This window comes from Hymenobacter daecheongensis DSM 21074 (assembly GCF_900141805.1).
Taxonomy (GTDB): Bacteria; Bacteroidota; Bacteroidia; order Cytophagales; family Hymenobacteraceae; genus Hymenobacter; species Hymenobacter daecheongensis.
In genome coordinates, this window is sequence record NZ_FQYN01000001.1 from 449,128 (window position 1) to 469,232 (window position 20,105).

Sequence of the window (20,105 nt, forward strand, 5' to 3'; positions counted from 1 at the left end):
ATTGCAACTATACAAAACACACTACTCCGCTTCAATACCGCAGGTACGCCTCAGGCTCCGTTTGCATAAATTATAACTATAAGGCATAATAATGAGATTCAATTCAGCCTCATTCAAATTCATCATCTATCAAAAAACACAAAATTTCCCTGCCCTGCCCTTGTCTTATAAACAAGGGCTGAGCAGGGAAATTCACCGCACTACAGCAGAAGCGCTATAGGGTGGTGCGACCGATGCGAGGCTGCGCTTTCAGGCGGGCTTTGTGCTTGGCTTTGCAGCGCAAGCGCCACCGCTTGTAGGCACCAAGCTTGCGGGCCTTGTGGCGACTGTTGCCGCGATACTTCTTATAGTTGTGAGTGTGAGACGATTCGGCGATTCTGCCTTTTGAGCGAAAAAGGAAGCTGCCGGGAGGAGTGGCCATACCTGGCTGCGCGTCGGCTAGGAACATCAATGCGCAAAACAGCACGAGTAGTATTTTAGGCATACAAAGGGTGTTAAAAGGTTTGCACTCTTTCCGCAGTGAGCAAAGGATGTGGCACCATCCGATCCGAACACTACACAAAGCGAATATAAAGAGTCTTTATCAAAAATGTTCAAGTTTGATAAGATAATTTTTGACGTAACATCGTAGGAATAAAATTGATTTATTTAAACAACACCCCTATTGCCTCTGAACCGTTGTAGGTTTAAAACAAAAACTCTTGATCAAAGTTAATATTTGAATAATTACAATTTAAAGAGTTGCTTTACACGCCCAGCTCGCCACGGTTAAGCTGAGGCTATGAGTGACGGATTGTTTTACATCTAACTGAGCCCTAAACCGGCCGGAAAACAATCGGTGAGACCATATGGTATGCTGCGTAGCCCGACACCCCGGCCTCAGATCTACTGCTACCACTTGCTTTTACCCATGCGCACTATCAAAGCCCAGCACCAAGCCGTAAGCGCCCCCATTGCCGACCTGATAACCTACCGGGCGCTGCCCACGCCGGCCGTGGAGCACCTCGACCCGTTTCTGTTTCTGAATCATCATGGGCCGCAGCAGTATGCGCCCAACAACGCGGGGCTGCCCTTCGGTCCGCACCCACACCGGGGCTTTGAAACGGTGACCTTCATTGTGGCCGGCGACATTATGCACCAGGACAGCGGCGGTCATCAAAGCATTATTGGTGCGGGCGGCATTCAGTGGATGACGGCCGGCCGCGGGCTCATTCACAGCGAAGTATCCTCGCCGGCGTTCAAAAAGACCGGCGGCGACCTGGAAATACTGCAGCTCTGGGTGAATCTGCCGGCCAGGGATAAAATGGTGGCCCCTCACTACCGCGGGCTGCAAAAAGACGAGATTCCGGCCGTGCCGCACGATGAGGGCCGCGTGGTGCTGCACGCGGTGGCAGGCGAGTGGCTGGGCACCGCCGGGGCAGTGCAGCCGCTTACGGCTATCAGTCTGGCTACTATTGATTTCCGGGCTGACGGTCAGCTGCGCCTGTCCATTCCCGCCGACCACACGATTTTCTGCTATACCATCAGGGGCAAGCTGCGGGTGAACGGGCAGGAAACCGAAGCCCGCCGCCTCACCGAGTTCAACTACGACGGCGACGAGCTGCACCTGGAGGCCCTGACCGAGGCCACGCTGCTACTGGGGCACGCGGCTCCTTTTCGGGAGCCCATTGTGGCCTACGGCCCCTTCGTGATGAACTCGGAAGCCGAAATCCGGCAGGCGTACCAGGATTATCAGGCCGGCAAGTTTGGCCAGTGGCCAGGCTGATAGCCGCCGCCACTACGGCTCAATCAGCAGCTCGTACTTGCCCAGCAGGCCCGGCAGGCCGGCCAGGGCAAAGCGGGCGTTGCGCAATGGATTCAGCTCGGGGTCGATGAAAAAGCCGGTGGCGGTGGTGAAGTCGGCGCCGCTAAGCTGGGTGCGCTCGAACCGGGCGCCGGCCAGGCTGCACTCCCGAAACACGGCTTCGGTGAGGTCGGCGCTTTCGAAGTCGGCCTCAGTAAGCACGCAGTCGTGGAAGCGGGTGTGGGGCATTTTGCGGCCGTAGAACGAGGTGTAGGGCATTGGGCACTGGTCGAAATGCACGCCGAACAGCATATCACGACAGGCCCCGAACTGCACGCCCGAGAGCTTGCAGGCCTCGAAAGCCACGTTTTGCAGGCTGGTGCCGTTCAGCGACGCCGAGGCCAGATTGCACCGCTCGAAGAGGCAATCGACGAACAGCAGATTGCCCAGATTGGCCCCCGAAAAGTCGCCGCCGATGAAGTGGCACTGCTCAAACTCGCGGCCGTGCCGCAGCAGCTGGGTGGCATCCCAGCGCTCAAACACGTTTTCGGCGGGAAAATACGCGGGCTTGCTTGGGATGCTGGGTTTGCGGCGAGCTTTCACGGAATGCGGGACGAAGTGGGCTATAGAACCTGAAACACGAAGGTAAGGCGCAAGGCGCGGCAATTTTCACAGTCGGGTTGGCAAAGCCCCCAAACGCAAAAGCAGCCCGCGTGGTGCGGGCTGCTTTTGCGTTTGGGGGCTTTGCTGACCGGCCTCAGCTTCGAGAATAGTTCAGCAGGCTCCAAAAGGCAGGGTTTTCATAAACTGCGGCGGCACCAGGCCGGTAGGTCCGCCTTTTTGCGGCTTCGTTTTCACCTCGATAACGCCTTTGCGGCCTTTCTCCCCGAATTTCCGCACAGCATCCTCATCCTTGTAGACCGACATTGCCTGAATCTGGTCCGGGGGCAGATTCTGCAGCTGCTCGGCCGTTATTTCCTGCCCATCCAGGATAATCAGCTTGCCGGCCAGCTGCCGGGCCATAGCCTTCGGGTCGGCGGGGGCGTAGGTGATGTGGTGCTTGGCGTTGAAGGCTTTTACCGCGGCCGAGTCCTTGTTCTTTTTGGTAGTGATGATGACGACTCCGGCCGCCGCGCTGCTCCCAAAGGCCTCCGTAGCAGCCGGCCCCGAGAGGACGTTCATCGACTCTAGCGTATTCGGATCTAGCTTATCGACCACGGCTTTGCTGACCGGCTGGCCGTCTACGAAGTACAGCTTCTCTCCGGTGGCAGCTACGGCTTTGGGCGGCGCGGCAGCAGCCGGGGCAGCGGGCCGAGCCGTGGTAAAGGCCATTACTACGGCGGCCAGCGGGAGCACCAGGGCGTATTTGGCCAGGTGCAGATGCGAGGATTGGGGCTTGTTCATCATCATAATGCGGTTTTTGAGAATAAGAAAGGTGAAATGATTCGCCAGCGCCGACCCCGGTGCCAGCGTACTGAGGCGCACCAGGCTGTACTGGTAGGCTTTGCTATCGAGCAGGCCGGCACGGAGCACGGCGCGGTCGGTGATGAATTCGAGGTTTTCCAGCACGGCCCGCCGCAGCAGCCACGCCCCCGGATTGAACCAGTAGAAAGCCTGCTGCACCTGCGCCAGCAGCACATCCAGGGTGTGCCACTGCCGCACATGTACCTGCTCATGCTCCAGAATGGCCGGCAACTCGGCGGCCGAGTGCTGGTTGGGGTTCAGATAGATGCTCTGCCAGAACGAAAACGGATTGACGGCTTCGGCCACCCGCCGGAACGGCTGCCGCCCCAGCCACGCCGCCCGCGAGGAGCGATGCAGCCGGTAGAGGGCTCCAAACTGCGCCGCCAGCCGCAGCAGCAGCGCCACCACCCCGGCCCAATAGGCCAGTTCCAGCCAGTAGCCCCAGTCGAAAGCGGCGGCCGGGGCCGGGCGGGCCAGCGCCTGCCAGTCGGGCACGAGGTGGTAGACGGCCGCGCCAAGTGGGGCTTCCGGCCGGTTGAGCCAGCCCAGCGGCACCAGCGGATACAGCGCCGCAAAGCCGATGGCCAGCAGCAGAAACCAGCGGTTCAGGGTATAAAACGTGAGCCGGCGAAGGCCCAGCCAATACACGGCCCAGAACAGCGTGAGGGCCACATTGGCCTTCAGCAGATACAGTAGCAGCGCCGACATAGCTAACGGGTTTTGCCGTCCTCAATCATGCGGATGATTTCCTGCAGCTCGGCGGCGCTGATTTTTTCTTCCTTGGCGAAGAACGAAACCAGCTCTTTGTAGGAGTTGCGGAAATAGTCGCTCACGAAGGTGCTCATGAACTTGTGGCGGTAGTCTTCGGCCTGCACCAGCGGCGCGAAGCGGTAAGAGTTGCCGAGCTTTTCGGCCCGCACGTAGCCCTTGCGCTCCAAGTTGCGAATAGTGGAAGCCAATGTGGTATAGGGCGGCGGTGGCGCGGGCAGCCGCTCCAGCACTTCCTTAATGAAGCCGCCATTTTGCTGCCACAGCACCTGCATGGCCTCTTCTTCCTGTTGCGTGAGTCGTTCCATAGTCATTACGATTATTTCGTAATACTACGAACATTTCGTAATAACGGATATACATCCGCAGAAATATTTTTTCTAGCCCACCTTGAAACTAAAGAAAGCGGCGCAGCCGCATAGCGGCGACAGGTTTGTAGCATTGGTACAAATAGAACGCAAAAGCCGCGTAGCGGTGGCAGAACCGCCCGAACGACTCTGTCACCGCTACGCGGCTTTGTTCTACTTGCTTATGCTGATGCTACAAACCTGTCGCCGCTATGCGGCTGCGCCGTCGGCTGGGATATAAAGCGTATTCCGGAAGTCATTCAGCATACTGAATAACTTCCGGAATACGCTTTATATCCCATTTTTACCAAATCTTGGCCCGCTCATTCTTGGCGCGCACCATCTTAGCATCCTCGTTACAACCGAAGGCCTCGAAGAACTCGGGCATGTTCATCAGCGGGCCGTTGGTGCGGAACTGGGCCGGGGAATGCGAGTCGGTGAGCACCTGCTGGCGCAGGAATTCGGGGCGGGCGTTGGTGCGCCACACCTGCGCCCAGCTCAGGAAGAAGCGCTGCTCGGGCGTGAGGCCGTCGTAGAGCGGCCGTGGGTTGGAGCCGAATTGCTGCTGCAGCTGCTTTTGCAGGGCCGTGTAGGCTATGTTGAGGCCGCCGAGGTCGGCTAGGTTTTCGCCCATCGTGAGCTTGCCGTTCACAAATACCGAATCCAAAGGGGCGAAGGCGGAGTACTGGGCTCCCACCATATCGGCGCGCTGCGTGAACTTGTCGTTGTCTTCCTTGGTCCACCAGTCGCGCAGGTTGCCTTCGGCATCCGATTGCCGGCCTTTGTCGTCGAAGCCGTGGGTGATTTCGTGGCCGATGACCGCGCCCATGCCGCCGTAATTGACGGCATCATCGGCTTTGGGGTCGAAGAAGGGCGGCTGCATAATACCGGCCGGGAACACAATTTCGTTCAGCGACGAGTTGTAGTAGGCATTCACCGTGGGCGGGGTCATGCTCCAGTCGCCGCGGCGGATGGGGCCGCCGTAGCGCTTCACATAGTCAGCGGTTTCCCACTGGCGGGCGGCCAGCACGTTTTTCAGGTACGACTCGCGCGAGATGGTCAGGGCTGAGTAGTCCTTCCACTGATCCGGGTAGCCGATTTTCACCACGAAGGCGTTCAGCTTTTTCAGGGCTTCCTGCTTGGTGGCGGCGCTCATCCAGTCGCTCTGCTGAATGTGCTCCCCCATCGACTCGCGGATGTTATTGACCATTTCCAGCGCCTTCTGCTTGGTTTCAGGCGTGAAGGCTTTATCCACGTAGAGCTGGCCGAAGGCTTCGCCCAGCGTGCCATCGGTGGCGCGCAGCATCCGCTTCCATCGGGGCTGCTGCTGCTTGGCCCCGGTCAGCACCTGATTGAACCGGAAGCTTTCCTCCACATACGCCTTGGGCAAGGCGCTGGCCACCGAAGACACCAGGTGCCAGCGCAGGTAGGTTTTCCAGTCGCTGAGCGGCTCGCTTTTCAGGGCCGCGCTGGCTTCCTTCATAAACTCCGGCTGCCCCACTATTATCTCCTTAGCCGAGGCCAAGCCGGCCTGCTGAAGCAAGGTAGGCACGGCCAGGTTCGGAAACTGCCGGCTGGCCTCGGCCACGGTCATCTTGTTGTAATTGGCGTAGGGGTCGCGCAGGGCCACGCGGTCCTTGGAGGCCTTAGCCAGCCGGGTTTCGAGGCGCAGTACGGCGGCAGCGTTTTTCTGGGCCGTAGCCGCGTTGTCGCCGAGCTGGCGGAAGGTGTTGGTGAGGTAGGTGACGTAGGCGGCCCGCACGGTTTTGGAGCGGGCATCGTCCTTGAGGTAGTAGTCGCGGTCGGGCATCGAGAGGCCACCCTGCGTCAGATTCACGGCGTACTCGGTGCTTTTCTTGCGGTCCTGATTCACGCCCAGGCTGAACACGGAGCCCGTGCGCAGCTCCCGCTGGCGATTCAGACTCATCTGCAGGCCTTTCAGATCTTTGATAGCGGCAATGCGGGCCAGCTCGGGCTGCAGGTATTTCAGGCCGGCGGCCTCAATGGCAGCCGAGTCCATAGCAGAGGCGTAGAAGTCGCCCACCTTCTGCAGGTTGCTGCCTTTGGCGGCCGTGCCGTTGGCGGCGGCATCGTCCAGAATCTGCCGCATTATGGCTTCGTTCTGGTTGATAAGCAGATTCCAGGAACTCCAGCGCGTCTCGGCAGCCGGCACCGGATTGTTTTTCAGCCAGGTGCCCGAGGCATACTGGAAGAAGTTGTCGCACGGCGACACCGACTTGTCGGCGTTGGCCATGTCCAGGCCCACGCCTTTCAGCACGGGGCCGGCTGCCGCCGGGTTAGTGGTTTCCGGCGCGGCGATGCTAGTGGCCGGGGCGGTAGTTTTGCTACTGGCGCACCCACCCAGCACGAGGCCGGAGGCGGTGCCGAGAATAAGGAGGAAGTTGTTTTTTCTGGTCATCGATAAAGAATGAAGGCCGAAAATGGAAGGAGAAGACAGCGCGGAAGTTTAAAATCTGAATGGCAATCAGCATTGGCGTGCGGAGCCAGCCAGCGCACCCCGGCCGGTAAAGACGATAGGCTCCGGCAAAAGCTGCTTAGCGGGGTTTGGCGCGGGCATACTGGTCGGGCCAGGCCACGTCTGCCTGCAGCGCCTGCGCCGCCCGGAGCGGAAAATACGGGTCGCGCAGCTCCTCGCGGGCCAGCAGTACCACATCGGCCTGGCCGCGGCTGATGATGGCTTCGGCCTCGGCGGCGGTGGTAATAAGGCCCACGGCACCGGTCAGAATCTGCGCCTCCTGCTTTACCTTTTCGGCCAATGGCACCTGGTAGAGCGGGCCAACGGGAATGGCGGCAGTGGGCACGTTGCCGCCGCTGGAGCAATCTATCAGGTCTACCCCATTGCTTTTCAACAGCCGGGCCAAGGCCACCGAGTCGTCGTCGGTCCAGCCGCCTTCCGTCCAGTCGGTGGCCGAAATGCGGACCAGCAGGGGCAGCTCGGCGGGCCACACGGCGCGGGTGGCCGCCACTACTTCGAGCAGCAGGCGGCTGCGGTTTTCAAACGAGCCGCCGTAGGCATCGATGCGCTGATTGCTCAGGGGCGATAGGAATTCGTGGAGCAGGTAGCCATGGGCCGCGTGGATTTCGACCACCTGAAAGCCCGCCGCCAGCGCCCGAACGGCGGCGGCCCGGAAGTCGGCCACTACCTTTTGCAGTCCGGCAGCATCCAGGGCCAGCGGCGTGGTGTAGTTGGCAGCAAAGGGCACAGCGCTGGGCGCTACGGTTTGCCAGCCGCCCGCGGTTTCGGGCACCACGCCCTCGCCTTTCCAGCTGGTGTAGGTGCTGGCCTTGCGGCCAGCGTGGGCCAGCTGAATGCCCGCCACGGCCCCCTGCGCCCGCAGAAAAGTAGTGATGCGCTGCAGGCCCTCGATGTGCGCATCCTGCCAGAGGCCCAAATCATCGGGGGTGATGCGGCCCTCGGGCGACACGGCGGCGGCTTCGGTGATGATGAGGCCGGCCCCGCCCACGGCCCGGCTGCCCAGGTGCACCAGGTGCCAGTCGTTGGCAAAGCCATTGTGGCTGCTATACATGCACATCGGCGACACGACGATGCGGTTTTTGAGCGTGATGCCGCGCAGCGCGAGCGGCGTAAACAGGTTGGACATAATCGGAAACCGGGTGGTGAAGGCGGCCGGAGCCGGCCGCATGGAGTGCTGTAAACTGCTGCCCGGCCCGCAGGGTTTGGCGGCGGCCAGCCAGACTTCGGCCCGGCCGCGCTACTTTGCCCCGGCATCCGCCTCCCCCACCCTCCCCATAATGACCAGCATCGACAAAATAGCCTGGCTGCACCTGCACGACGGCCGCCTGCTGAGCACCCGCAGCTACGGCAAAGACCGCTACTACATTCCGGGCGGCAAGCGCGAAGCCGGCGAAACTGATGCCCAAACCCTGCTGCGGGAAATTCGGGAGGAGCTAAGCGTGACGCTTGACGCGGCCACACTGCGCTACGCGGGCACTTTCGAGGCCCAGGCCCACGGCCACCCCACCGGCCTGCTCGTGCGCATGACGTGCTACTACGCCCCCTACCGCGGCACGCTGCAGCCCGCCGCCGAAATCGAGCAGCTGGTGTGGCTCACCTACCGCCACCGCCCCGAAGTGTCGCCCGTCGATCAGCTGATTTTCGATTGGCTGCGGGCGCAGGGGCTGCTGACGGAATGAGGCGGAAAACCGAAAAGTGCGTTCTTGCGGCACACTTTATCTCCCAATCTTTCTCGTGAAAAAAATCATTCTTGCCGTTGCGCTCCTGCTGGGCGCGGCCAGCACCAGCCAGGCTCAGACGGACACCGCACCCCGCCTCGGGCTGAAAGCCGGCGCTTCCGTTGCCATTCTGAGCGGCACTATCAATGCCGACCCGGCCTTCCGCACCGATTTTGTGGCGGGGCCAATGTTGCGGCTGAAACCCAGCCGGCAGGGGTTTACGGTGCAGCTGGAGGCGCTGATCAGCGGGCAGGGAGCCAACCTGGAAACTTCGACCGGCACCAAAGCCGTGAAGCTGTACTATCTGAACGTGCCGCTGCTGCTGCGTCAGTACATCGGCGGCCGGTTCTACGTGAATGTGGGGCCGCAGCTGGGCGTGTTCCTGGGTTCGAGCACCGGGGCATACAAGTCCGTAGACGGGGCGCTGGTGGGCGGCTTTGGCTTGGAAACGCCCGGCGGCTTGGTAGTAGATCTGCGGGCTAACTATGGCCTGTCGGATATCAACAACGACCCGGCGGAGCGGGCATTTCGCGAATACTTCAACTTGGGCGGCTTGCAGAACCGCGTAATTCAGGCATCGGTCGGCTATCTTTTCGGAAAGAAATAACGCGGCCCGGCCCGCAGCCCCCCATCCTCAACAGCTGATCTATGCACAATCGGATTCCGACGGGCTTGCTGGCGTATGGTATGTCGGGCCGGGTTTTTCACGCGCCTTTCCTGGCTACGCACCCCGGTTTTGCGCTGCGGGCCGTGGTGGAGCGCAGCCGCCAGGAAGCCCGCCAAACGTACCCCGACCTCATCAGCTACAACTCGGTGGCGGCGCTGCTGGCCGACCCTGCCATTGAGCTGGTGGTGGTGAATACACCCAACGACACGCACGCCGAGCTGACGCGCATGGCGCTACGGGCCGGCAAGCACGTGCTGCTGGAAAAGCCCGTGGCCACCTCGGTAGCCGAGTTTGAGGAGCTGTGGGCGCTGGCCCGCCAGATGGGTCGGCACCTGCTGGCATACCAAAACCGCCGCTGGGACTCCGACTTTCTGGCCGTGCGCCAGGTGGTGGAAAGCGGGCAGCTGGGCCGGCTCATCGAAGTGAATTTCCGCTTCGACCGCTACAAGCCGGCCCTGAACGTAAAGGCGTTCAAGGAAACGCCGGTGCCCGGCAGCGGCCTTCTCTACGATTTGGGCCCCCACCTGCTCGATCAGGTCATCAGCCTGTTTGGCCGGCCTTTGCGCAGCTACAAAACCACCGGCCGCTACCGCCCCGGCTCCCAGGTCGACGATTATTTTTCCTACCACCTCCAGTATCCTGAGGGGCTAAATGTGTTCGTTACCAGCGGCTTGCTGATTGCGCAGCCGTTGCCGGCCTTTGTGCTGCACGGCACGCGGGGCAGCTTTGTGAAAGCTCGGGCCGACGTGCAGGAGGCGCAGCTGCTGGCGGGCATATCGCCGCTGGCCCCGGACTATGGCCGTGAGGCCAGAGAGCTGGCCGGCTCGCTCACGCTGGCCGGGGCCGATGGGCCGACCACCACTGCTTACCCAGCCTCCAAAGGCGACTATGGCGGGCTGTTTGAGGCAGTGTACCAGACTATTCGCCACGGGGCTGCCTATCCGATTCGGGAAGCAGAGCTACGCTGGCAGAATGAGCTGCTGGCGCAGGCCCCGGGTTTACGGGTTTTCTGAGCAAGCTGGTTGGGCCATAAAATAGGCTTACCGAACGGCCGCCGGGGCGGTATTCTGACAATGCAGGAGCCATTCTACCGCCTGGCGCTCATCTGTGAAGCGGGCGGCTTCGTAGGGCTTGTTGGCAAAGAACTGAGGGGGCGGAAAAGCACTGTCGGCAGTAGTATCGCGCAGTTGGGCGGGCGGCAGCAGATAAGCCATGTACACCCGCCCCCCAAGGCGGGCAGCGGCCGTATCCATGAAGCCCTCCGTAAGCCACCGCTGGGCCGCCGGGTCGGTGTTTAGTCGGCGGCGGGTATCCAGCAGCCAGCCCCGGCAGGCGGGCTCGAAAGCCACCTCCAACAGCCGCTGATAGCCTTGCTTCAACTCTTCCAGAGTAGCCTGCCGCATCCAGCGCCCGACCACCACCCGCAGGTCAGCTCGATAGGCAACGTCTAGAAAATCTGAGTGGTATCGGTTATCCATAAGACGCGGGCAAACTGGGAACGGGCGGGAGGGGGCGCAATTTACAGCCACTACTCATACTAACCGAAAAAGCTCCGACTTGTCCGACTGATTTGCGGGTAGGTTTTGGAAGCCACATCACTGGCCTAACAGATAGTGTGCAGCGCACAGCCTACTGGCTGGAAGCCGAGTTCAGCCAAAATGACACTCGCCAGCGCGTACTAGCAGCTTGAAACAGGACACAATGACCTGTATATCACCTTATTTCTGCTGCTTCTATGTTGGTACAGCGTTTGATTTATCCGGCTGAAACCAAGAGAGGAAAATCAGAAACCATGAATCTAATCAGCAAAGAATTCATCCGGAACATTGCCCCCCAGCTCGACCTGCTCAATACGCTGGGTGGAGGCATAGCTCAGGCCGTGTCGCGCGTGGAAAAAGGCGAGCAGGGCGTGGTAGTCCGGGTAGCGGCCCCATCGGTGCGGCCCGATAATTTCCACGTTGTACTCAACGAAAATAACCTGACCGTGTACTGCGAATACCGGCATCAGCCCGAGGATAAGCTCGCGGCCCCGCTGTTCAGCCAGACGCTGGCGCTGCCCCCAAACCTCGACCTGAATCGGATAGACGCCACCTACCAAGGCCAGGAGCTGCGCGTACGGATTCCCTATAAAGATCCGGCCGCCCAGCGGCGCGAAATTGACATCCGCCAGCGCTAAAGCCGCACGTTCGTAACCCACTGAAGCCACCGCCGCCGCGGTGGCTTTTTTTGCCCTGGTCCGGCAGGTAGCTTGGCGCCAGCTTTAGCCGAACAGCGGAATCAGCAGCACAAAGCCGGCAAGCACGGCTAGGTAGAACCAGCCCATCACCTGCCCGCGGTAGTGCCGCGGGAGGCGGTTGCTGAGCACCAGCACCGCTACTACCACCAGCGTGAGGTGCAGCAGCAGAAACACCACCGTTTTCACCCAGTTGCTCACAATGGTATTATCGGGCTGAAACTGATCCGGCATTCCCAAGCCTGCCGTCGCAAATTTTAGCAGCTGATACGCCACCACCTCAAACACGACAAAGCCAACAAGGCCAGCCAATAAGGCCAATGGCCCCGATTTTTGTGAAACGTCAGCCACGCGGTGAGATGGTGAAATAGTGAGAGGACGAGTTTGATGTTCTGGCCACGCAAGCTGCGCTTTTGGTGCCACTTGCGCAAACAGCACGTCAAACTCACTATCTCACCATCTCACTACTTCCCCAGCACTTCAGCCGTACGGGTTTTGATGTAAAGCTCTTCCACTTTAGCCCGCGCCCAGGGCGTGCGGCGCAGAAAGGTAAGGCTGGATTTGATGCTCGGATCGACGGAGAAGCAGTTCACGCGGATCCGCTCATCAAGACCGGGCCAGCCGTAGCGAGCCACCAGATATTCCAGAATTTGGGCCAGCGTGATGCCGTGCAGTTCCCGGATCAGGTGGCCGGATTCGTCGCGGGCTTCGGTAGGATTGGTCATAAAGAGGAGAAGGACTGGCGGTGGCGCAAAGGTCGGCAAAAGCCGGCGAAGGGCGGTTTGGCGGGCAGTTTTTTCTGGCCGCGGTCAGGTTTTGCCGCCGCCAAGGCACGCTACGCTGCGCATTGTGCGTTACCTTTGAGATGGCCATGCTGAAGAACCCGATCAAACGCCCTGCTTCGCGCCGCGCTGCCGCTAAGCCCCGCTGGCTGCTCTGGCTGGTGGCAGCGCTGCTGGCGCTGGGGCTGCTGGGCTACGGCCACTACCGCCGCCAGATCAACCGCTACGCCCGCCGCGCCTACGCCACCTTCACCAGCGGCCGCCTCACGGGCCGCGAAAAAACCCCGATGCTAACCGGCTACTCCGTGCACGGCATCGACGTTTCGGCCTACCAGGGCCGCATCGACTGGCCCGTGGTAGCGAGTCATCGGGTGCGTTTTGCTTTCATAAAAGCCACCGAGGGCGTTACGCTGCGCGATGCCCGCTTCGGAGCCAACTGGCGGGCCGCCCGCAAAGCCGGCGTGCATTGCGGAGCCTACCACTACTTTCAGCCCAACTACGACGGAGCCCGGCAGGCCGACCTGTTTGTGCGCACCGTGCCGCTGGCCGCCGGCGACTTGCCGCCCGTGCTCGACGTAGAAGCACCCCAGTTTCATGATGTGGCTGTGATGCGCCGCCACGTAGCTACCTGGCTGCGCCTGGTGGAGCGGCACTACGGCGTGCGGCCCATTCTGTATTCCAACTACAGCTTTTATAAGCGCTACCTGGCCGGGCATTTCGACCAATATCCGCTGTGGCTGGCTCATTATGAGATAGATACCCCGCAGCTACCGCGCGAGCGGTGGATTATCTGGCAGCACAGCGACGAAGCCTACGTGCCCGGCATTCGCGGCCCCGTCGATTTCAACGTATTTCAGGGCAGCTTCGAGAAGCTGCTGGCGCTACGCATTCCGGCCTCGCCCAAAGCCGCAGCCAAGCCCGACTAAAGCCCGTTTTCCTTCTGCCCATTATCTATGACCTTCCCGCTGCTTCGTTTCCTGGGTTTGCTGCTGCTGGCCGGTGGGCTGCACGGCTGCGGCAGCAGCCGGGGCGCATTCACCCAAACCGGCCAGGCCTCCTTCTACGCCGATAAGTTTGATGGCCGCGCCACCACCAGCGGGGCCATCTATCGCCCCGGCAAGCTCACGGCTGCCCACAACACGCTGCCTTTCGGCACGGTAGTGCGCGTGACCAATCCGCGCAATCATAAGTCGGTGAAGGTGACCGTGAATGACCGGGGGCCGCACGCCAAAGGCCGCATCATCGACCTCTCCAAAAAGGCCGCCCGCAAGATTGACATCATTGACGCGGGCGTGGCCCCGGTGCAGCTGAAGGTGATGAAAGCCGCCGGAGCCCGCCGCTAAACACACCGGTTCATTTCACTGATTACCAGTTATTTGCCCAAGTTCCACGCCATGAGAATCCGCAAGAAAGTACAATGGACTCCCCCCGCCCACGCCGACCGGTTTGCCGCCCTCAGCAGCTTCGTGCAGGCCGCCGAAGACGAAGGCTGGAGCGAGGCCGAGGTGCAGTTTGTGATTGATGAGATAGTGGAAGCCCGCGACGAAGCCGAGGTGCAGGCCATCTGGCAGGATTACGCCAAAAACTAAAAAAGGGCCGCCCGAAACCGAAGTTCCGGGCGGCCCTTTTTTTACAGGAGGCCGATGCTGGGCCTACTTGTTCTTGATCTTCATTTTGGCCTTTTTGCCGCTTTTGGCCATCATCATCAGGCTATCCTGCTCGGCTTTCATAGCCTTGGTAGTGAGGCGGCCGCTGAGCGAAAGCATGTCGCCTTCCTTCAGCATGGCGGTCGAGCCGTCGGCCATAGTTACGGAGCCGTCGGCCATTATTTTGGTGCCGTTGATGAGCGAAACGGGCTCCGTGACGGGGTTTGTGTGGCCCTGCTGAGTGAAGAGAACTTTACCGTCTTTCATCACGGCGCCGTCCTTCATCGTTTCGGCCCCCTCCTTGACAACTATTTTCTGCTTAGGCGAAACCGCCCGGCGGGGAGCCACTTTGGTCTGAGCCTGGGCCGTGAAGCCGACCGTAACAAGGGCCAGCACGGCGGCGAGGTAAATGCTTGATTTCATGGCAAGTGGGAATTGGTGAGAAGGATTAGGAAGCGGAAAGAACTGTAAAATACAGAAAGCTGAATAAAAGTTCGCCGCCGGGTCCGGCAACTTCAGCCGGGGCCGCCGCGTTGAAAAAATGGCCTTCTTGCTCCGCAGTACGCGGCTTTGTCCAGGCGTGTTTCCCGTGCCCCACCGGGCGGGTCCCGGTGGCTATTTCACCTCCAACCCACCATTTCCGTGGATTACAAAGACTATTACAAGATTCTGGGCGTGGAAAAAACCGCCACGACTGACCAGATCAAGAAAGCCTACCGCAAGCTGGCCCGCCAGCACCACCCCGATGTGAACCCCAACGACCCCAAGGCCGAGCAGCGGTTCAAGGAGGTGAACGAGGCCAACGAGGTGCTCAGCGACGAGGAAAAGCGCCGCAAATACGACCAGCTCGGGGCCGACTACCAGCGCTACCAGCAAAGCGGCGGCGCCGGCCGCGGCCCGGCCGGCGGCTTCGACTGGTCGCGGTATGCCCAGGGCCAGGGCGGCCGACGGGCCACGGAAGACCCATTCGGCGGGGCCGATTTCTCCGATTTTTTCAGTTCCATCTTTGGGGGCATGGGCGGCGGGCAGCGGGCCAGCGGCCCTCGCCCCGGTGCCGGCCAAGACTACCAGGCCGAGCTGACGCTGACGCTGGAAGATGCCTACCGAGGCGGGCCGCGCACGCTCACCGTGAATGGCAAAAGCCTGCGCATCAACATAAAGCCGGGCGTGGAAGACGGCCAAACCATCCGGCTGCGCGACCAGGGCGGCCCCGGCCGCCACGGCGGCCCGGCCGGCTCGCTCTACATCACGCTACGCCTGCAGCCCGACCCGCGCTACACCCGCACCGCCGACGACCTGACGATGGAAGTGCCCGTGAGCATCTACAAAGCCCTGCTGGGTGGCGAGCAGGTGGTGGAAACCCTGTCGGGCCCGGTCAAAATCAAGATCAAGCCCGAAACGGCCAACGGCACCCGCCTGCGCCTACGCGGCAAAGGCTTCCCCAACTATCAGCACCCCGACAAAGCCGGCGACCTGTATCTGCACCTGACGCTGGCCCTGCCCCAGCACCTGACTGAGCAGGAAAAAGAGCTGTTCGGGCAGTTGGCGGCACTACGGCCCGAGGCGTAAGTTGCTCGTTGCCAGCTGGCAATAACTGAGAATTGAGCCGCCGCGCTATACCGCGCCTACGGCCAGGGCCAGGGCGCAGCCCGCCACCGTGGCGGCTAGCTTGGGCCAGTTGAGGTGGTGCTCGGGGCTGGTTTCGAAGAGAATGGTGGTGGAAACGTGGATGAAATTGCCGGCCACCAGGCCTAGCAAAGCCGCGTACAGCCCGCCGGTGAGCAGCTGCTCCAGCACCACGTAGTTGCTCACGATGATACCGGCCGGTCCGGCCAGCGCAAACAGCACCAGATACGGCAGCGCCCGCCGAAAGCTGCCCAGACGCAGCAGCAGGGCCGCCATCAGGGCAAAGGCGGCGGGAATGTGGTGCAGGGCCACGCCCGCCAGAATAGCGTAGAAATCCTGGCTCACGGCTCCCACCTGCGGGGCTTTTACCAAGATGCTGCCTTCCAGAAATGAGTGCAGCACCAGCGCAAAGAGCAGCATAAACGGCACCCGCCCCGCGTGGGCCGTATTATGATGCACGTGCCCGTGCTCTACGCCCTGCGAAAACACCTCCAGCAGCAGCTGCCCAAAAAAGCCCGCCAGCACATAGTAGCCCACGCGGTGCGGAGCCGTAGGGGCCAGCGCCAGCGCCTCGGGCAGCAAGTGCGTGATGGTGAGCGTGAACAGATACGCCCCGCTGAACGCCAGCAGCGGCTTCATCCAGGTGGTGCGGGCCGTTGGCACCCAGCGCGTAAGCCACCCGGCTCCCAGCACGGTCAGAAACAACAGCAAAACAGCAAGCCACATAGTAATCAGGAGGTTATTTTTTTAATGTGCTGATGTGGAAATGTGCTAATGTGCTGATGTGGGAAAATGATTATGTATTTTCCTAATTGCTGAATTAGCACATCAACACATTGAAGAATTATCACTTTGAAAATCAGCACATCAGCACATCAAAAAATCAACACATCCGCAACTCATTTCTTCAGCACGAAGATCATGCGGGGACTGGTCTGCTCGTCGTAGGGGTGCAGGTGGTAGTCGCCCAGGACTTCGGCCAGGCGCAGGCCGGCCATCTGGAAGTATTCTTCAAACTGCTCCCGGCGCAGGGCCCGCACCCGCTCTTCAAAGCGCTGCTCCTGGCCAGCGGCATCCCGGAAACATATTTCCTTCACGATGAAGCCTTTGTCCAGGTGCCGGTGCAGGTGGAAGGTGGTGCCGTCCACGGTTTTTTCCTCGTGGCTCACCAGTTCCCGCACCGTGCGCTCGGTGTTCATAAAGTCGATGACCATCTTGCCACCGGGCCGCAGCGCCGCCGCCGCCGACATGAGCGCCACCACATTTTCGGTTTCGTCGGCGAAGTAGCCGAAGCTGGTGAAGAGATTGAAAATCAGATCGAACGGTCCCCAGGCCAGCGGGTCGCGCATGTCGTGCACCTCAAAGTGCAGGCGCTCGTGCCCAAACTGCCGGGCGTAGGCAATGCTCTCCGGCGAAAGATCAACGCCGGTCACATCGTAGCCTTTTTCGCTCAGATGTATGGCGTGCCGGCCTTTGCCGCAGGCCAGATCCAGCAGCCGCGCGGTGGGCTTGGGGTGCAGATGCACCAGCAGCGCATCAATGAAGCGCTGAGCCTCCTGATGGTCCCGGTCGCGGTAGAGCAGGTGGTAATAGGGCGAGTCGAACCAGGCACTAAACCATTCGGTTTCAGTAGGCATTGGCATGAGGAAAGAAGGCGGCCGGCCCGGCCGGCCGCAAAGAACAACTGCCGCCAACCCAAGGTCGGCGGCAGTTACTTAAAAGCTAAATAGCTTACGCTAAAGCCTTTCTATTCTTCTTCCAGCTGGCCGCCGGTGGTGCCGGTGGGCATTTTGTGCGGCTCGGCTTTCATTTTGGCCGCGTCGGAGCCCTTCTTGGTGCGCTCCACCTGCTCGGCGTTTTCGCTCATAGCCCCGGCAGCGGCCGGCTTGTTGTGCACGTCCACATCGGCCTCATCTACGGCCGAGTTGGTGCTGATGGGGTGAGAAATGGCCGCGCCCTTGGATTGGTGCGGCGCTTCTGCCGAAGCCGGGTCGAAATTATCAGAAGAGCGAGTACCAGGCGCTACCATATCCAACGACACTTTTTTGTCGGGCCGGTAGTCGGAAGGCTCGCTGCTGCACGCGTTCAGGGCGAGGGTGGCCAGAGCAAGGCCGGAGAGCAGAAGATTTTTGGTCATAATCGGGGCGGTAGAAAAGCGGCCGGGCGGCCAAAACGGGAGCACCACGGGCAAGTGAGGCTCAAAAGTAACTACGAAAGTACAAATGGCGCGGGCCGGGCCAGCCAAAGTCGGCTGAAAACAGATACCAGCCGCGGCAGCCAAATGTTACGCGGCCGGCGTAGCGCCCACCACGGGAGCTTCCAGCGCGGGCAGCAGGTTTTTGCGCCGCAGCATAGAGTCAAACAGCTTGATATCGTTGGGCGAGTTGAAGATGCGCAGCGGAATGTGCAGAAAAACGGGCACCGTGAACGTGCGCCCCAGCCAGCCTTTGAAGCCCTTCAGGTCTTCGGCCCCGGTGGGCGGCTGCAGCCAGAGCAGGTAGGCATCCGCGTCGCGGCGGGCCTTCCCGATCATGTCCCAGGTAAGGCCCATGCCCTTGGTTTCGTTCAGGCGCAGCAAAATCTGGCGGTTGTCGATTTCGTAGTTCATGCGCTCAAACAGCGCTTTGCTCTGCTCCATCTGGGCCACGCCCGTAATCTGAGCCGAGCGCAGCACTACATACAGCAGCGTGAGCAGCAGAGCCAGCGCCAGCCACCACCACGAGGGCCAGATGACGGCCGGCAGCAGCCCTACGGCAAAGGGAATGAGGGCATACCACCACTCTTTTTTCCACACCTGGGCCATGGCCATGCGCGTGTAGGTATCGGTGCTAAGCTGGTATTTCTTGGTTCGGATGGCCATCGGGGTTGGCCCCTGGCCCTGCGCCTGGCGGTAGCCCCCGCGCTGATTGGGTTGTTGCATTGGTTGATGTGCTGATGCGGTAATGTGTTGATTTGCTGATTCCTGGATGTGCTAATGTACTGATATGCTAAGCTGATTGTTGGGCTGAGACTGGAGCCTGTTTTGGTAGTGAAGCGGATGCCCATCCCAAACCTGCCTCCACAACTCATCAGCATATCAGCATATCAACCCATCAGCAAATCAATATGCTTTCAGGCTCAGGTCCAGGCTTTTGACCGAGTGCGTGAGGGCCCCAACGGAAATAAAGTCGACGCCGGTGCCGGCTACTTCGGCAATGGTTTGCTCGGTGATGCCGCCGGAAGCCTCCGTCGGGAAGCGGCCGGCGATGAGGGCCACGGCTTCGCGCAGTTGGGCCGGGGCCATGTTGTCGAGCATAATGCGGGTGATGCCGCCGGTGTACAGCACCTGCTGCACCTCGGCCAGCGTGCGGGTTTCTACCACAATGGGCAGCTGCCGGCCGGTAGCGGCCAGGTAGGCGTGTGTGGCCTCTATGGCCGCCCGGATGCCCCCGGCATAATCGACGTGGTTGTCCTTGAGAATAATGCCATCGAAGAGGCCGTAGCGGTGATTTACGCCGCCACCGATGAGCACGGCCCATTTCTCGCAGATGCGGAAGTTGGGCGTGGTTTTGCGCGTGTCGAGCAGCTTGGCTTTGGTGCCGGCCAGCAGGCCCGTGAGGTGAGCCGTGTAGGTGGCAATGGCACTCATGCGCTGCATGCAGTTAAGTACCAAACGCTCAGCGGTCAGAATGCTGCGCGAGCGGCCTTCCACGGTGAAAGCAATGTCGCCGTGCTGCACGCGGGCTCCGTCGGCCAGGCGCTGCTCCACGCGCAGGTTGGCATCCACTTCGCGGAAAATCAGGTGGGCCAGCGCCACGCCGGCCAGCACGCCTTCGCCTTTCACCAGCAGATGGGCGCGGTTGCGGGCTTCAGCCGGAATGGAGGCCAGCGTAGAATGGTCGCCGTCACCGATATCTTCGGCCAGGGCCGTGCGAATAAAGGTGGTAAGGGCTTCCGAGGTGAGGTAAGGAGCGTTTTGCACGGTGCAAAAATAGAAAAAGGCCCCGACTTGCGTCGGGGCCTTGCAGAAGTTAGTTGAAAGTAAGAAGCCGCCAGCGGGCTAAAACCGGAAGAAGTAAGTGGTTTTTTCTCAACCGGTTATCGTAGCGCGTTAGCAGGCAGCGGGTTATTCCTTGGTGAATTCGATGATATCAATCACCAAGTTGCCCTGGGCTGATTTCATCTTGACGAACATCCGGTAAGCCCCGCCTTTGCTCACGTATTTGCCCACGGCGTAGGGCGTGCCTTCGTTGCTGCCGCCATAATGCACGAAATCGAAGCTGGCGGGAGCATTTTTGCCGAAGAAGTCTTTCATCACAAATTCGGCCTGCGTAGCGCTGTAGCTCTGCTTGTCGCCATCGAAGCTAAGCTCGACGGTGGAACCGAAACGCTGCGCCAGCTCTTTAGAAGAACCACTCCGGATGGCATTGCGCACGGGCGCGAAAGCCTCGCCCTGAGCCTGCACCGTGACGGAGAGAAGCATGAGCCAGACGATGGCCACTGCCTGAAGAAGAGTACGTTTCATACGGAGTAAGGAATGCGCTATATCGGTTGCTAAAACTATGCCAAAGGAGCCCTACGAATAAAACATTCCG

25 protein-coding genes are annotated in these 20,105 nt (G+C 60.6%); 9 read left to right on the forward strand and 16 right to left on the reverse strand.

From position 1 onward, the window contains the following. Positions 1–214: 214 nt before the first annotated feature. A complete protein-coding gene (locus BUB62_RS01895; RefSeq protein WP_143163982.1) occupies positions 215–484 on the reverse strand; it encodes a hypothetical protein in 270 nt (89 codons plus the stop codon). Between the two features lie 426 nt (positions 485–910). Here BUB62_RS01895 and BUB62_RS01900 point away from each other — a divergent pair, with 426 nt between their 5' ends. Then, positions 911–1,765, forward strand: a complete 855-nt coding sequence (locus BUB62_RS01900; protein ID WP_073105432.1) for a pirin family protein — start codon at positions 911–913, stop codon at positions 1,763–1,765. 12 nt (positions 1,766–1,777) lie between these two features. Here BUB62_RS01900 and BUB62_RS01905 read toward each other — a convergent pair whose 3' ends face one another. The 5 genes from BUB62_RS01905 to BUB62_RS01925 form a co-directional block, all read right to left on the reverse strand. After that, a complete protein-coding gene (locus BUB62_RS01905; protein ID WP_159437384.1) occupies positions 1,778–2,386 on the reverse strand; it encodes a pentapeptide repeat-containing protein in 609 nt (202 codons plus the stop codon). A 171-nt stretch (positions 2,387–2,557) separates the two neighbouring features. Next, on the reverse strand, positions 2,558–3,955 hold the full coding sequence (locus tag BUB62_RS01910; protein WP_073105435.1) for a M56 family metallopeptidase: 1,398 nt from the start codon (positions 3,953–3,955) through the stop codon (positions 2,558–2,560). Positions 3,956–3,957: 2 nt separating this feature from the next. Continuing rightward, on the reverse strand, positions 3,958–4,323 hold the full coding sequence (locus tag BUB62_RS01915; RefSeq protein WP_073105983.1) for a BlaI/MecI/CopY family transcriptional regulator: 366 nt from the start codon (positions 4,321–4,323) through the stop codon (positions 3,958–3,960). Between the two features lie 343 nt (positions 4,324–4,666). After that, positions 4,667–6,781 carry a M13 family metallopeptidase gene (locus BUB62_RS01920; protein ID WP_073105438.1) on the reverse strand — a complete coding sequence of 705 codons (2,115 nt, stop codon included), beginning with the start codon at positions 6,779–6,781 and terminating at the stop codon, positions 4,667–4,669. A gap of 136 nt (positions 6,782–6,917) precedes the next feature. Further along, positions 6,918–7,985, reverse strand: a complete 1,068-nt coding sequence (locus BUB62_RS01925; protein WP_073105985.1) for an NADH:flavin oxidoreductase/NADH oxidase — start codon at positions 7,983–7,985, stop codon at positions 6,918–6,920. Between the two features lie 40 nt (positions 7,986–8,025). On the opposite strand from BUB62_RS01925, the gene BUB62_RS01930 reads away from it, so the two are divergent. The 3 genes from BUB62_RS01930 to BUB62_RS01940 are packed head-to-tail and all read left to right on the forward strand — an operon-like array spanning position 8,026 to position 10,257. Further along, positions 8,026–8,538 carry an NUDIX hydrolase gene (locus tag BUB62_RS01930; protein WP_234988540.1) on the forward strand — a complete coding sequence of 171 codons (513 nt, stop codon included), beginning with the start codon at positions 8,026–8,028 and terminating at the stop codon, positions 8,536–8,538. Between the two features lie 55 nt (positions 8,539–8,593). Next, entirely contained in the window at positions 8,594–9,184 is a 591-nt protein-coding gene (locus tag BUB62_RS01935) for a porin family protein (RefSeq protein WP_073105443.1), read from the forward strand. Between the two features lie 41 nt (positions 9,185–9,225). After that, positions 9,226–10,257, forward strand: a complete 1,032-nt coding sequence (locus BUB62_RS01940; protein ID WP_073105446.1) for a Gfo/Idh/MocA family oxidoreductase — start codon at positions 9,226–9,228, stop codon at positions 10,255–10,257. 27 nt (positions 10,258–10,284) lie between these two features. Here BUB62_RS01940 and BUB62_RS01945 read toward each other — a convergent pair whose 3' ends face one another. Further along, complete coding sequence (locus BUB62_RS01945) at positions 10,285–10,722, reverse strand: hypothetical protein (RefSeq protein WP_143163983.1); 438 nt, start codon at positions 10,720–10,722, stop codon at positions 10,285–10,287. Between the two features lie 314 nt (positions 10,723–11,036). Between BUB62_RS01945 and BUB62_RS01950 the strand changes: the two genes are divergently transcribed. Further along, positions 11,037–11,420: an Hsp20/alpha crystallin family protein gene (locus BUB62_RS01950; RefSeq protein ID WP_159437385.1), complete on the forward strand. Its 384-nt coding sequence runs from the start codon at positions 11,037–11,039 to the stop codon at positions 11,418–11,420. Positions 11,421–11,504: 84 nt separating this feature from the next. On the opposite strand, the gene BUB62_RS18880 is transcribed toward BUB62_RS01950, so the two are convergent. Next, on the reverse strand, positions 11,505–11,828 hold the full coding sequence (locus BUB62_RS18880; protein ID WP_143163984.1) for a hypothetical protein: 324 nt from the start codon (positions 11,826–11,828) through the stop codon (positions 11,505–11,507). Positions 11,829–11,941: 113 nt separating this feature from the next. Next, a complete protein-coding gene (locus BUB62_RS01960; RefSeq protein WP_073105457.1) occupies positions 11,942–12,202 on the reverse strand; it encodes a VF530 family protein in 261 nt (86 codons plus the stop codon). 146 nt (positions 12,203–12,348) lie between these two features. Here BUB62_RS01960 and BUB62_RS01965 point away from each other — a divergent pair, with 146 nt between their 5' ends. From BUB62_RS01965 to BUB62_RS01975, 3 genes are read left to right on the forward strand one after another with little or no spacing between them, the layout of a single operon-like run. Beyond that, the gene (locus tag BUB62_RS01965) at positions 12,349–13,185 is read left to right on the forward strand and encodes a glycoside hydrolase family 25 protein (RefSeq protein ID WP_159437386.1); all 837 of its coding nucleotides are present in this window, start codon (positions 12,349–12,351) and stop codon (positions 13,183–13,185) included. A gap of 27 nt (positions 13,186–13,212) precedes the next feature. Next, entirely contained in the window at positions 13,213–13,602 is a 390-nt protein-coding gene (locus BUB62_RS01970) for a septal ring lytic transglycosylase RlpA family protein (RefSeq protein WP_073105459.1), read from the forward strand. Between the two features lie 51 nt (positions 13,603–13,653). Then, on the forward strand, positions 13,654–13,848 hold the full coding sequence (locus BUB62_RS01975) for a hypothetical protein (protein WP_073105989.1): 195 nt from the start codon (positions 13,654–13,656) through the stop codon (positions 13,846–13,848). A 63-nt stretch (positions 13,849–13,911) separates the two neighbouring features. Here BUB62_RS01975 and BUB62_RS01980 read toward each other — a convergent pair whose 3' ends face one another. Then, positions 13,912–14,328: a DUF6799 domain-containing protein gene (locus BUB62_RS01980; protein WP_073105461.1), complete on the reverse strand. Its 417-nt coding sequence runs from the start codon at positions 14,326–14,328 to the stop codon at positions 13,912–13,914. Positions 14,329–14,547: 219 nt separating this feature from the next. Here BUB62_RS01980 and BUB62_RS01985 point away from each other — a divergent pair, with 219 nt between their 5' ends. After that, positions 14,548–15,474: a DnaJ C-terminal domain-containing protein gene (locus tag BUB62_RS01985; protein ID WP_073105463.1), complete on the forward strand. Its 927-nt coding sequence runs from the start codon at positions 14,548–14,550 to the stop codon at positions 15,472–15,474. 45 nt (positions 15,475–15,519) lie between these two features. On the opposite strand, the gene BUB62_RS01990 is transcribed toward BUB62_RS01985, so the two are convergent. The 6 genes from BUB62_RS01990 to BUB62_RS02015 form a co-directional block, all read right to left on the reverse strand. Continuing rightward, on the reverse strand, positions 15,520–16,257 hold the full coding sequence (locus BUB62_RS01990; RefSeq protein ID WP_073105466.1) for a ZIP family metal transporter: 738 nt from the start codon (positions 16,255–16,257) through the stop codon (positions 15,520–15,522). 173 nt (positions 16,258–16,430) lie between these two features. Beyond that, positions 16,431–17,168: an SAM-dependent methyltransferase gene (locus BUB62_RS01995; protein ID WP_073105469.1), complete on the reverse strand. Its 738-nt coding sequence runs from the start codon at positions 17,166–17,168 to the stop codon at positions 16,431–16,433. A 110-nt stretch (positions 17,169–17,278) separates the two neighbouring features. Further along, a complete protein-coding gene (locus tag BUB62_RS02000; protein WP_143163985.1) occupies positions 17,279–17,668 on the reverse strand; it encodes a hypothetical protein in 390 nt (129 codons plus the stop codon). 147 nt (positions 17,669–17,815) lie between these two features. Next, positions 17,816–18,451 (reverse strand): hypothetical protein, encoded by a 636-nt coding sequence (locus BUB62_RS02005; protein WP_084538752.1) that lies wholly within the window; start codon positions 18,449–18,451, stop codon positions 17,816–17,818. Between the two features lie 180 nt (positions 18,452–18,631). Continuing rightward, the gene (gene nadC, locus BUB62_RS02010) at positions 18,632–19,492 is read right to left on the reverse strand and encodes a carboxylating nicotinate-nucleotide diphosphorylase (RefSeq protein WP_073105475.1); all 861 of its coding nucleotides are present in this window, start codon (positions 19,490–19,492) and stop codon (positions 18,632–18,634) included. 144 nt (positions 19,493–19,636) lie between these two features. Then, positions 19,637–20,035, reverse strand: a complete 399-nt coding sequence (locus BUB62_RS02015) for a DUF4783 domain-containing protein (RefSeq protein WP_073105478.1) — start codon at positions 20,033–20,035, stop codon at positions 19,637–19,639. Positions 20,036–20,105: the final 70 nt, after the last annotated feature.